We start from the raw sequence: 12,615 nt of genomic DNA on the forward strand, positions 1-12,615 counted from the left end.
TTAGTAAATATGTCTCAGATTAAAATAGTTATATCCATAACTCTGTTCTTTTCATTAATATGTAATGCTCAAGAGTTTGATTTTGGAAAGGTGTCGAAAGAAGAATTAATCGAGCAATCGTATCCTTCAGATTCTTCTGCTGTCGCAGCTTACCTTTATAAATATAGAAAGTCTTATTACGTCTACACTCAAAATAGCGGATTGTCCCTTGTAACAGACATACATGAGCGTGTAAAGATTTATGATAAAGCCGGCTTTGATTACGCGACCAAAATTATAAATTTAAGTAAAGGTGTTGGCAGTTCAGAGGTGGTTTCCAAGATAAAGGGTTTTACGTACTCTTTAATAGATGATAAAATAGTTGAGACTAAGTTAGAAAAAGATGGCATATTTAAATCTGAGTTTTCAAAAGGTTTGAACCAAGTAAAACTTACTATGCCAAAGGTGAAGGAAGGTAGTGTTTTGGAGTATAAGTATAAAATTATATCTCCTTACTATGGCAGTATTGATGAGTTTCGTTTTCAAGAAGGAATACCCGTAAAACGACTTAAAGCTAGTATGGCTATTTTCGATTACTTCAGATTCAATCAACGTCAAAAAGGTTTTTTGGTACTAAACCCAAAAACAGATCGAGTAATGAACAATCAAGTTGGCACCTATGATATTGTAACTTCATATAGCCTTACAAATATTCCAGCTTTAATAGATGAGAGCTATGTTAGCAATATTAACAATTACAGAGCAGGAGTAGATTTTGAAATTGTATCTGTTCAATTTCCGGGTGAGATGACGGAAAATTTTGCAAAATCTTGGGAAAATGTTGTGGAGACGATTTACAAGAATACTTCATTTGGAAATGAGTTGAAAAAGAAAAACTTTTTTGAAGAGGATTTGGACAAAGCCTTGCAAGCGATTACAGATGATAAACAACGAACGCAGACCGTTCTACAATTTGTAAAAGACAAGGTCAAATGGAACAAAAATTACGGTGTTGCGACTGAGGAAGGTGTAAAAAAGGCATATAAAGAGGGGATAGGTAATACTGGTGACATAAATTTATTGTTAGTGAATTGTCTAAAATATGCCGGCCTAGACGCTTACCCAGTAATTTTAAGCACCAGAGATCATGGAGTTCAATTATTTCCTACCTTAAAAGGGTTCAATTATGTAATCGCTGGTATAAAAAATGGCGATTCTTATACTGTCTTAGATGCTACTGAAAAGTATAGTGCTGTCGATGTTTTGCCCATGCGAGATTTAAATTGGTTTGGGAGAGCGATTAAAAAAGACGGCACCGGAGAGATGGTTGATATGTCCCCTGAAAGAAAATCTATAGAGACCACTATGGTGAACTTGGTTCTTAATGATGCTTTAAATTTTGAAGGTTCTGTAAAACAACGTTATTCAGATTATTATGCAATGCTTTTAAGGGAAAGGTATAATAATATAACTGAAGCAGAATATATTCAAGATTTGGAAACAGAATATGTTGGAGTTGAAATATCTGATTTTAACATTAAGGATGCAGTTCAACCAGACAAAAATTTAAATCAAGCTTATAATGTTAATATAGAAGAGAGTGTTGATGATACTGGAGATAAATTATATTTTTCCCCATTATTATACTTATCTCAACTAGAGTCGCCTTTTAAAACTGAAAAAAGGGAATTTCCAGTTGATTTTGGTTATCCATGGGAAGATCGTTTTATAATTAATATTGAACTTCCAGAAAATTATCAAGTAGGAGCTTTACCGGAGAATAAAATACTTTCTTTACCAAATAAATTAGGGCAATTTCACTTTCAAGTAACTAATTTGAAAAATACCCTTCAAATTTCTTCTAAAATCAGTTTTAATAAATCTTTGGTTTCTAGTGAGAATTACGAGCAGCTGAAAGAATTTTATCGCCAGATTATTGAGAAACACTCGGAAAAAGTCATGTTAGAGAAAATTTAGGAAACTCAAGAATCAAGTTTGAGGATAAATCTTTATCCAATAATATTCATCAATTTATTACTATTTATTTATGCCCTATTTTAGAGTAACAACAATCTTTTGCGCATTATTTTTTTACTTTCAAAGCGGTATCTCTCAAGAAAAGCCAGAATTCGGTGTTATTTCAAAATCAGAAAGTGAATTTGCTTCATATCAAAAAGATGCGGAAGCAACAGCAGTTTATCTGTATGAGTATGGTGACAATTATTTTGAAATTAGAGATGATTATATCTACTTAATAACAAAGTATCATGCTAAGATTAAAATACTAGAAAAAGAAGGTTTTGAATATACAAATATTGAAATACCATTGTACCGTTCCAAGAAGAGAAAAGAGAAAATTGTTAATATAAAGGCTTTTACACATAACGGAGAAATTAAGCATTCTGTAAAGACTAGTGAGTTTTTCAATGAGGAAGTTAATGATAAATGGACGCAAACAAAATTCACTTTTCCTAATGTAAAAGAAGGGTCTATCGTTGAATATGAATATGAAATGCAATCTCCTTTTTACTTTAATTTTACAGGTTGGGATTTTCAATCCGATATTCCTAAGCTGTACTCTGAATTTAATGCTAAAATACCCGGTAATTGGCTTTATAATAGAAGTTTGAAAGGAAGTTTGGATTTAGATGTAAATGACGCTGATATTGTAAAAGGTTGTTTTAGTTTTCCAGGTACTAAAGATGATAGCGATTGCGAATCTTTAAAATATATCATGAAAGATATTCCTGCATTTAAAGATTCTGAAGAATTTATGCTTTCATCTAATAACTATAAATCTAAGTTAGAGTTTGAACTTTCTGAATATAAAAGTTTTTACGGCAGTACAGATAGATATACCAAATCTTGGGAAGATGTAGATAAAGAATTTAAAACGGACAAGGATATAGGTAGTCAACTAAGGAAGAAGAATTTTTTCGAAAAGAATGTAGATGTAAGTTTATTGACGGAAGGTGATGAAATTACCCGTGCCAAGAACATTTATGAGTTTGTGAAAAATCATTTCACTTGGAATGAAAAATATAGTATTTGGCAAGGTAATAAGGTTAAAAAGGCTTTTGATGAAAAAAAAGGTAATGTAGCCGAAATAAATATTGCGTTAATAAACCTTTTAAACGCTGCTGGCATTAAAACAAATATGATGGTTATGGCCACTCGAAAAAGAGGATTACCAAAGAAGACCCATCCGGTAATGAACGATTTTAATTATATAGTTGCAAAAGTTGATATTGATGGTGAATCATATTTGTTGGATGCTACTGATAAGTATATGCCTTTTGGAATGCTACCTTTTCGTTGTTTAAATTACTACGGTAGGGTTATGGATTTTGATAATAATAGTTATTGGTATGATATTATGCCAGAAAAGTCAAATGCTGTTATGTTACGTGCTCAAATGACTATCGATCCAAATGAAGAAAAGCTAACAGGGATGTTTGATTTAATAAATTCTGGGTATAACAAAGTAGCTCAAGATGAAGTATTGTCAACAGTAAAGGAAGAAAGTTATATTGAAAAATTAGAAGAAGAGATTTCAGACGATTTCTATATTACTTCACACGAAAAAATATTAAAATACTCTAATGAAAAGAAAATTACCGAAAGGTTTAATTTTGAAATTGAAAATTTAATTCAGGGAGATAATATTTACTTAAATCCATTTGTGATTAAATTCTTTGATAAGAATCCTTTTGTAGCTTCAGAGAGAAACTACCCGGTTGATTTTGGTTATCCAATGAAATATCAATATGTTGTGAACATTAAAATACCAGATGGGTATCAGGTAAAATCAATACCGGAAAATAAAAGTTTTACCATGCCAGATAATGGAGGTGTTCTAAAGTTAAATGTATCTGCTAATACAAGTGGTACCCTTAATTTATTTTTTACTTTTGATTTGAATTCAGCACATTATCCTAATGGATATTATACAGGATTAAAACAAATTTTTAATGAAGCCGTAAAAAGTCAAAATCAATCCTTAATTGTTTTTGAAAAAATTTAGAATATCATATGAACATCAAAAACGCACAACTAGAAGTAGATAATTGGATTAAGGAACATGGCGTTCGTTACTTTAACGAGCTTACCAATATGGCGCAGTTAACCGAAGAAGTAGGAGAGGTCGCTAGAATTATTGCTAGACGCTATGGTGAGCAGAGTGAAAAGGAATCTGACAAGAACAAAGATCTTGGTGAAGAATTGGCAGATGTAATGTTTGTAGTGCTGTGTTTGGCAAATCAAACTGGTATCGATTTACAACAAGCTTTTGATAAAAAGTTAGATTTAAAAACAAAGCGTGATCATGACCGTCATCACAACAATAAAAAGTTGAAATAGGCGTATATTTGGCGTTCTATTTTTAAAACCATACGCTTTGAAACTTCACCTAACTGGTCCGTCAAATCATCAATTAAAAGATACAATAACTATTACAGGTTCTAAAAGTGAATCTAACCGTAGTTTATTATTGGCTGCATTATTTCCGGATATCAAAATAGAGAATATCTCAAATTCTGATGATGCCCAGGTAATGGCAAAGGGATTGGAAATTTCAGAAGGTACGGTAGATATTCATCATGCGGGTACGGCAATGCGTTTTTTAACAGGGTATTTCTCTTCTCAAGAAGGTAAAGATGTTATTCTTACGGGATCCAAAAGAATGACCGAAAGACCTATAAAAATACTTGTAGAAGCATTAAGAACCTTAGGGGCAGAAATCTCTTATGTTCAAGATGAAGGTTATCCACCTATAAAAATAAAAGGTCAACGTATTGTAAAAGAGAGAGTAAGTTTACCTGCAAATGTGAGCAGTCAGTACATATCTTCTTTGTTGTTAATTGCACCAAGTTTAGAAAACGGATTGGAATTAGAACTGGTCGGTAAAATTACTTCGGTACCATATATAAAAATGACCTTGGCATTACTTGAAGAAATAGGTGTAGAAACCTCTTTTGAAGGTAATATTATTAAAGTATGGCCGAAAGCAAAAGTAGAGCCAACAACATTAGTGGTTGAATCTGACTGGAGTTCAGCATCTTATTTTTATGGAATTTGTGCACTTGGCGCTCCGGGTACTGAAATCACGTTATCTGCATACAAGCAGAAAAGTCTTCAAGGAGATAGCGTTCTTGCGGATATTTATACGGCATTTGGTGTAGAAACTACTTTTGGCGAAAATAAGGTTACCTTAAAAAAGACAGACAAAAAGGTATTGACAGAAAATGAAATCGATTTGGCCAACGCACCTGATATTGCACAAACAATTGCGGTAACGTGTTTCGGGTTAGGAGTAGGGTGCCATTTAACAGGTCTACATACCTTAAAAATTAAAGAAACCGATCGATTGGAAGCTCTTAATACAGAACTATCTAAATTGGGGGCAAATATTTCAGTAACTGATAAAACGCTTACCATAGTGCCAAGTACTGAAATCAATGCAGATGTGGCTATAGATACCTATAACGATCATAGAATGGCTATGGCTTTTGCTCCATTGGCTATGAAAACTACGCTGTTTGTGAATGATGCAGAAGTAGTTTCAAAGTCTTATCCAGATTTTTGGAACGACTTAAAACAGCTTGATTTCGGGATAAAAGAATTATAATTAGTGTTTTACTTGACAAGGCCTACCTGCAGATTGTATATTTGCAGCCGCAATTTGCTACATTAAATATAACAGCTACATGAAATTATCAAATTTTAATTTTGAGCTTCCAGAAGAATTATTGGCGGAGCATCCATCTGAAAATAGAGATGAGTCTAAATTAATGGTAATCCACAGAGATACCGGAAAAATTGAGCACAAGATGTTCAAAGACATGATCGACTATTTTGATGAAGGTGATGTTATGGTTTTGAACAACACTAAAGTTTTTCCTGCACGTTTATACGGTAACAAGGAAAAAACAGGTGCTCGTATCGAGGTTTTTCTTTTACGTGAGTTGAACGAAGAGCAACGTCTTTGGGATGTTCTTGTAGATCCAGCACGTAAAATACGTATTGGTAACAAGCTATATTTTGGTGATGATGAAACGTTGGTAGCTGAGGTTATTGATAATACTACATCTAGAGGTAGAACATTACGTTTCTTATATGATGGTGCTTACTTAGATTTCAGAAGAAAATTGAGAGAGCTGGGTGAAACACCTTTGCCTAAGTATATAAAGAGAGATGTTGAGCCAGAAGATGAGGGTCGTTACCAAACTATCTATGCAAAACATGAAGGTGCAGTTGCTGCCCCTACTGCTGGTCTTCACTTTTCTAAGCACTTATTAAAGCGTTTAGAAATTAAAGGTGTTGATTTTGCTGAGCTTACATTGCATGTTGGTTTAGGTACTTTTAACCCAGTTGAGGTTGAAGATCTTTCTAAGCACAAAATGGACAGTGAAGAAATGTTCATTGATGAAAAAGCTGCGGAAATCGTTAATAATGCAAAGTTACAGAAGCGTCGTATTTGTGCTGTAGGTACAACTGCAATGCGTGGATTGGAAAGTGCGGTTTCTTCTAAGCAAACATTGAATACATATGAAGGTTGGACGAATAAGTTCATTTTCCCTCCGTATGATTTTAGTATTGCAAATGCCATGATTACCAATTTCCACTTACCAAAATCGACATTATTGATGATGGTATCTGCATTTATGGGTCATGATTTAATGAACAAAGCATATAAAGAAGCAATATTGGAAAGCTATAAGTTCTATTCTTATGGTGATGCCATGTTGATTATCTAAGTATACAAAATTCCTTATTTTAAAAGGACAATTAAAAAATCCCGCTTTATCTACATATTGAGAAAGCGGGATTTTTATCACTAGTAATACCTACCTTTAAACAGATGGAAGAAATAAAGAAAAAAGATATCCGGGCACTAACGCGAGAGCAGCTTAGGGAGTTCTTTGTTTCTAATGGTGACAAAGCTTTTCGTGGTAATCAAGTTTACGAATGGTTATGGCAAAAAGCCGCTTATTCTTTTGATGTAATGACAAATCTGTCAAAAGAAACCAGGGAAATGCTAGAAGCTAATTTTGTTATCAACCATATTAAGGTGGATCAAATGCAGCGTAGTAGTGACGGTACCATTAAAAACGCCGTTCGTTTGCATGACGATTTAATTGTGGAGTCGGTATTGATTCCTACAAAATCAAGAACCACTGCCTGTGTATCTAGTCAGGTAGGTTGTAGTTTAGACTGTAGGTTCTGTGCAACGTCTCGTTTAAAACGAATGCGTAATTTGAATCCCGATGAAATTTACGATCAAGTAGTTGCTATAGACAATGAAAGTAGATTGTATTTTGAAAGACCGTTGAGCAATATCGTTTTTATGGGGATGGGAGAGCCTTTAATGAACTATAACAATGTCTTAAAGGCAATTGATAAGATTACTTCCCCTGACGGATTGGGAATGTCTCCAAAGCGAATTACGGTTTCCACTTCCGGAGTGCCAAAGTTGATTCGTAAAATGGCAGACGATGAAGTAAAATTCAAACTGGCGGTTTCTTTACATTCCGCAGTTGATGAAATACGTACTTCTATAATGCCATTCAATGCCAAGTTTACCTTGAGCGATTTAAGAGAGTCGTTACAGTATTGGTATGAAAAAACAAGAAGTCGGATTACGTATGAATATGTAGTTTGGGACGGAATCAACGATACACAGAAAGATGTAGATGCTTTGGTGGAATTCTGTCGATTTGCACCATCAAAAGTAAATTTGATAGAATATAATCCTATTGATGACGGAGAGTTCAAACAAGCCTCTAACGCAGCCATAGACCGCTACGTAAATTCATTGGAGAAGAATAATATTATAGTAACCGTTCGTCGTTCTAGAGGAAAGGATATAGATGCCGCATGTGGGCAGTTGGCGAATAAAAGTTAGAAGTACAAAGTAATAAGTGCAAGGTACGAAGTGGAAAGTACAAAGTAATGAGTACAAAGTATTAAGTAGGAAGTCTAAAGTTAGAAAAGAAAAAATAGAGTTTAGAAAATAGACTTGTTGCGAAGTGTTATATTTAGCAAAGCTAAACTTAGAAAATACAAAGTAAAGAGTACAAAGTATTAAGTAGGAAGTCTGAAGTAAGAAAAGAGAAAATAGAGTTTAGAAAATAGACTTGTTACGAAGTGTTATATTTAGCAAAGCTAAACTTAGAAAGTACAAAGTAAAGAGTACAAAGTATTAAGTAGGAAGTCTGAAGTAAGAAAAGAGAAAATAGAGTTTAGAAAACAGACTTGTTGCGAAGTGTTGTATTTAGCAAAGCTAAACTTAGAAAATACAAGGTATTAATTAATATGAATTACTGGAGTAATTGCTAACGTAACATCTTAGTACTTTATACTTAATACTAAAAACGCGAAGCGTTTAAACCAACAACCAACAACCAACAACCAACAACCAACAACCAACAACCAACAACCAACAACCAACAACCAACAACCAACAACCAACAACCAACAACCAATCCCTTTAAACCATTATCTCCTTTCCTAGTACTGTTAACTGCTAGCTTTTGACTAATTTTAGCGTTCTAATACAGAGCAACTGAAAATAGTAGCACAAATAAAGGAACCTGTCTATCAGGAAATGGAGCTGTTTGAATCGAAGTTTAGAGATTCAATGACCTCTCAGGTTGCACTACTCAATAGAATCACCCATTATATTGTAAACCGCAAGGGAAAGCAAATGCGCCCTATGTTCGTTTTTCTAACGGCAAAAATGCTGAATAACGGAGAGGTGAACGAGCGTACCTATCGCGGAGCATCGGTTATAGAGCTGATACATACCGCAACATTGGTACATGATGATGTGGTTGATGAAAGTAATAAACGTAGAGGATTCTTCTCCATAAATGCGCTGTGGAAAAATAAGATAGCTGTTTTAGTAGGCGATTACTTGTTGTCTAAAGGTCTTTTACTTTCTATAGATAATGAAGATTTCGATTTACTTAAAATTATCTCTGTTGCCGTTCGTGAAATGAGCGAAGGCGAGTTGTTGCAAATAGAGAAAGCTAGACGTTTAGATATCACCGAAGATGTCTATTATGATATTATCAGACAAAAAACGGCAACATTGATAGCAGCCTGCTGTTCTCTCGGTGCTTGTTCAGTAAAGCCAGAAAGCGAAGATGTAGAAACTTTCAGAAAATTCGGAGAACTCTGCGGAATGGCATTTCAAATCAAAGATGACCTTTTTGACTATGGAACCAAACAAATAGGTAAGCCTACCGGTATTGATATTAAAGAGCAAAAAATGACTTTGCCATTAATATATGCGCTAAACCACTGTACCAAAAAAGAGAAAAGCTGGGTCATCAATTCTATCAAAAACCATAACCAAGATAAAAAGCGCGTCAAGGAAGTTATTGCTTTTGTAAAAGAAAAAGGCGGATTGGATTATGCGGTAACTAAAATGTTACAGTATAAAGATGAGGCTTTGGGACTGCTAAGTGAATATCCAGAATCTGAGTACAAAAGTGCATTGGAATTGATGGTAAACTATGTGGTAGATCGTAAAAAGTAAATATTTCTATTAATAATTTTTAAGTTTAATTAATTGTATTTCAGTTAGTTGTAAATTATTTTTAATTTTTATTTATCTTCAGGCAACTATATGTTCTTCTTCTGCGTCTATGCTAATAGAAGACCAAACCAATATTTTGAAAATTATACCTTTTTATAAAAACGAGAAGCAGCTCATTAAAAAAGCAACATCGGGTAACCGCGATGCGCAAGAGCGTTTGTATAAAAAACATGCTCCAAAAATGTTGAGTGTCTGCCGTCAGTATATTAAAGATATTCATTTTGCAGAAGATGTAATGGTGCAAGGTTTTCTAAAAATATTCAACAAGCTAGATACATTTAAGTTTGAAGGTAGTTTTGAAGGTTGGTTACGGCGGATAATGATCAGGGAAAGTATCTCTTATTTACGAAAACAACAGTTTGTAGTGTATGATGATGAGGTGTACGAAAAGAATCAATCTGAAGAAATATCGCAAAGTACAGATTTAGATACAGAGCATATTCAACAATTGATAGATGTTTTGCCACAAGGCTATAAAATGGTATTTGTGCTGTATACCGTAGAAGGGTATAAGCATAAAGAAATTGCAGAAATGCTTTCTATAACCGAAAGCACTTCAAAAACTCAGTTATTAAAAGCCCGAAAATTGCTTCAAGATCAATTAAGGCAACAAAATATTATAGGGTATGGAAACCGATAAATTTGAAAAACATATAAAAACCAAGTTTCAAGAACGGGAGATTAATCCGTCAGAAAATGGGTGGTCTAAAATAGCATCAGAATTAAAAGATGATGATACAAAGAAGAAACCTGTGTATTTATGGATGGGTGTTGCCGCTAGCGTTATAGTGTTGTTGGGTGTTGCATTATTTTATTTTAATGGTATTAATGAGTTAAACGAATCTCCAATAGAATTGGTAGAGATAGAAAACGAAGATAAGGTTGAAGAAGTAATCACTAAAGACCCAGTTCATCTTAAAGAAAAACACATAGTTGTTCTGCAAACAGAAACTAAGCCAAAGAGTATACCTGTAGAAAAGGTAGAAGTTGAAGTGTCTAATACAAAAGAAAATATCATTTTAAATGATGCTATAGAAGTAGCTGCAGTAGAACATGTGTCTACAGATATTTCCAATACTAGATTAGAAGTATCAGATGAAATCATTAATTCAAAAGTTGCGGATATAGTAGCTCAAGTAGATGTTTTGGAGCAAAGTAGCGTGGTTACAGATGCAGAAGTAGATTCATTATTGAAACGGGCACAAGATGAAATTTTAAGAGAGCGAATATTTAATACAGATAATACTGTCGATGCTATGGCTTTGTTGACAGAGGTTGAAGAAGAACTTGATCAATCTTTCCGAGACCAAATTTTTGATTCCCTAAAAGCCGGTTTTATAAAAGTGCGAACTGCAGTGGCAGACCGCAATAATTAATCAATCACAAATCGTTTTATCCTACATCTCTATAAAATGCTATAGGGACAGGGAGCGGAGTTTTATTCATCAAAAAAATCAATATCGAAATGAGAACAATTACAATGTATTTAATGGTGTTGCTGACACTCTTTATGGTGCAAAATTCAGTAGCGCAAGAAGATTATCAAAAGACGATCGATGTTTTAAATGAGCAAAAGCTTAGTATTACTAGGCAAGAGAAAGAAGCATTAAAATTTGAAATAGCGAAAATTGTAAAACAGTTAGAGGGTGGAGAAATTACACAAGAAGAGGCGGATGATTTGAAAATGAAAGCAGCTGAAAAGCATGCGTTAAATATTGAAGATAGAATCGCTATTATCAACAATAAAATTTCATTGCTAGAAAGGAACAACGGCGAAGTGAAAGAATTGGATACCTTGAATTATAAATTTGCATTTCAAATCGGATTTGGTGATGATGATAAGGATGGAGGTAAACTACTGGGTTTTAGACTTAATGAAAACCAGAATAGAAAAGAACCTATTTATGATAGAAGAACATATTCAGATTTGGTAATTGCAGTGGGTCTAAATAATGCAATAGTTGAAGGTCAGTCTCTTAATGATTCACCTTATAAAATAGGCGGTAGTAGATTTTTTGAAATGGGATGGCAGTGGCGTACCAGAGTATTTAAAAACACAAATTTCTTAAGATTCAATTACGGATTCTCATTTCAGTTTAATGGTTTAAAACCTAAAGATAATCAGTATTTGGTGTCACTGGAAAACGGACAATCAGAACTACAGGAGTTTGAATATGAGTTAGATAAGTCGAAATTCAGAATGGATAATCTTGTTTTCCCTATGCATTTAGAGTTTGGACCTTCCAAGCAAACTACTACAGAGAAAAAGATGAGGTACTCTTTAAAGAACCAATTCAGAGTCGGAATTGGGGGGTATGGAGGATTTAATTTAGGCACACGTCAAAAATTAAAATACAACCTTGACGGTGATAATGTAAAGGATAAGTTGAAGCGTAGCTACAATACCAATGATTTAATTTATGGTTTAAGCGCCTACGCCGGTGTTGACGGTTTTCTATTATACGTGAAGTATGATTTAAATCCTATTTTCAAAGATGCAGCTGTAGAACAACGAAATGTTTCCTTAGGTCTTCGTTTCGACCTTTAATAAAATATTCATCAATCTAATTAGCTGTGGTGCCGTGTTCAATTACTGGTAACTGCAGCTAATCAGTTGTTTTAGAAAGTTCTAAATTCATCTCTTCGGTAAACTCGTTCTCATAGTAACCACGTTTACAGTGACTACATTCTATGGTAGTAGCACTAGAGATTTTAAAAAGCTTAATCCAAAAAATATGAAAGTAGTTCTTTTCGGTAACAGCGATCAACGTCCCTAGTTGTTTACAATATGGGCATTCACAATTAAAAAGATGTTTAGTTTCGGGCTTTCCAGGTCTAGTACCAAAGAATAGAATCATAGTATATTATCAGTGTTTTTCGGAGAACAATTTAAAATGGTATTTAAAAACGGTTGTCACTTCGAGTGAATTTTGAGACCTTTTCGGGAACAAAATTTGTATCAAGAACTTTTCTTGTGCTAAGGTTCTCGATTCACCTTATTTTTCCATTAATAATATTATCAAATAAAGCATTTG

The 12,615-nt window shown here is 33.8% G+C and carries 11 protein-coding genes; 10 read left to right on the forward strand and 1 reads right to left on the reverse strand.

Annotated features, from left to right (window positions below; genetic code table 11):
* Positions 1-9: 9 nt before the first annotated feature.
* The 10 genes from SJY30_RS18450 (at position 10) to SJY30_RS18495 (ending at position 12,128) form a co-directional block, all read left to right on the forward strand.
* On the forward strand, positions 10-1,956 hold the full coding sequence (locus SJY30_RS18450) for a transglutaminase (RefSeq protein WP_396633560.1): 1,947 nt from the start codon (positions 10-12) through the stop codon (positions 1,954-1,956).
* 70 nt (positions 1,957-2,026) lie between these two features.
* On the forward strand, positions 2,027-4,003 hold the full coding sequence (locus SJY30_RS18455) for a transglutaminase domain-containing protein (RefSeq protein ID WP_396633561.1): 1,977 nt from the start codon (positions 2,027-2,029) through the stop codon (positions 4,001-4,003).
* 8 nt (positions 4,004-4,011) lie between these two features.
* Entirely contained in the window at positions 4,012-4,338 is a 327-nt protein-coding gene (locus SJY30_RS18460) for a nucleotide pyrophosphohydrolase (RefSeq protein ID WP_036156250.1), read from the forward strand.
* 37 nt (positions 4,339-4,375) lie between these two features.
* Positions 4,376-5,605 (forward strand): 3-phosphoshikimate 1-carboxyvinyltransferase, encoded by a 1,230-nt coding sequence (locus SJY30_RS18465; protein WP_396633562.1) that lies wholly within the window; start codon positions 4,376-4,378, stop codon positions 5,603-5,605.
* A 79-nt stretch (positions 5,606-5,684) separates the two neighbouring features.
* A complete protein-coding gene (gene queA / locus SJY30_RS18470; RefSeq protein WP_396633563.1) occupies positions 5,685-6,734 on the forward strand; it encodes a tRNA preQ1(34) S-adenosylmethionine ribosyltransferase-isomerase QueA in 1,050 nt (349 codons plus the stop codon).
* 104 nt (positions 6,735-6,838) lie between these two features.
* Positions 6,839-7,882: a 23S rRNA (adenine(2503)-C(2))-methyltransferase RlmN gene (rlmN, locus tag SJY30_RS18475; protein ID WP_396633564.1), complete on the forward strand. Its 1,044-nt coding sequence runs from the start codon at positions 6,839-6,841 to the stop codon at positions 7,880-7,882.
* Positions 7,883-8,542: 660 nt separating this feature from the next.
* Entirely contained in the window at positions 8,543-9,520 is a 978-nt protein-coding gene (locus SJY30_RS18480) for a polyprenyl synthetase family protein (protein ID WP_396635345.1), read from the forward strand.
* 136 nt (positions 9,521-9,656) lie between these two features.
* On the forward strand, positions 9,657-10,220 hold the full coding sequence (locus tag SJY30_RS18485) for an RNA polymerase sigma factor (RefSeq protein WP_396633565.1): 564 nt from the start codon (positions 9,657-9,659) through the stop codon (positions 10,218-10,220).
* Entirely contained in the window at positions 10,207-10,956 is a 750-nt protein-coding gene (locus tag SJY30_RS18490) for a hypothetical protein (protein ID WP_396633566.1), read from the forward strand. Before SJY30_RS18485 ends, SJY30_RS18490 begins: the two co-directional genes overlap by 14 nt.
* An 89-nt stretch (positions 10,957-11,045) precedes the next feature.
* Positions 11,046-12,128, forward strand: coding sequence for a hypothetical protein (locus tag SJY30_RS18495; protein WP_396633567.1), 1,083 nt, complete (start codon positions 11,046-11,048; stop codon positions 12,126-12,128).
* A gap of 58 nt (positions 12,129-12,186) precedes the next feature.
* Here the strand turns inward: SJY30_RS18495 and SJY30_RS18500 are convergent, their stop codons facing one another.
* Positions 12,187-12,438: a zinc-ribbon domain-containing protein gene (locus tag SJY30_RS18500; RefSeq protein ID WP_396633568.1), complete on the reverse strand. Its 252-nt coding sequence runs from the start codon at positions 12,436-12,438 to the stop codon at positions 12,187-12,189.
* Positions 12,439-12,615: the final 177 nt, after the last annotated feature.

Origin of the sequence: Maribacter sp. R86514, from assembly GCF_044597005.1 — a bacterium.
Taxonomy (GTDB): Bacteria; Bacteroidota; Bacteroidia; order Flavobacteriales; family Flavobacteriaceae; genus Maribacter.

Coding starts and splice junctions, on each gene's coding strand:
- SJY30_RS18450 (WP_396633560.1), top strand. CDS start 10: ATGTCTCAGATTAAAATAGTTATATCCATAACTCTGTTCTTTTCATTA.
- SJY30_RS18455 (WP_396633561.1), top strand. CDS start 2,027: ATGCCCTATTTTAGAGTAACAACAATCTTTTGCGCATTATTTTTTTAC.
- SJY30_RS18460 (WP_036156250.1), top strand. CDS start 4,012: ATGAACATCAAAAACGCACAACTAGAAGTAGATAATTGGATTAAGGAA.
- queA (WP_396633563.1), top strand. CDS start 5,685: ATGAAATTATCAAATTTTAATTTTGAGCTTCCAGAAGAATTATTGGCG.
- rlmN (WP_396633564.1), top strand. CDS start 6,839: ATGGAAGAAATAAAGAAAAAAGATATCCGGGCACTAACGCGAGAGCAG.
- SJY30_RS18490 (WP_396633566.1), top strand. CDS start 10,207: ATGGAAACCGATAAATTTGAAAAACATATAAAAACCAAGTTTCAAGAA.
- SJY30_RS18495 (WP_396633567.1), top strand. CDS start 11,046: ATGAGAACAATTACAATGTATTTAATGGTGTTGCTGACACTCTTTATG.
- SJY30_RS18500 (WP_396633568.1), bottom strand. CDS start 12,438: ATGATTCTATTCTTTGGTACTAGACCTGGAAAGCCCGAAACTAAACAT.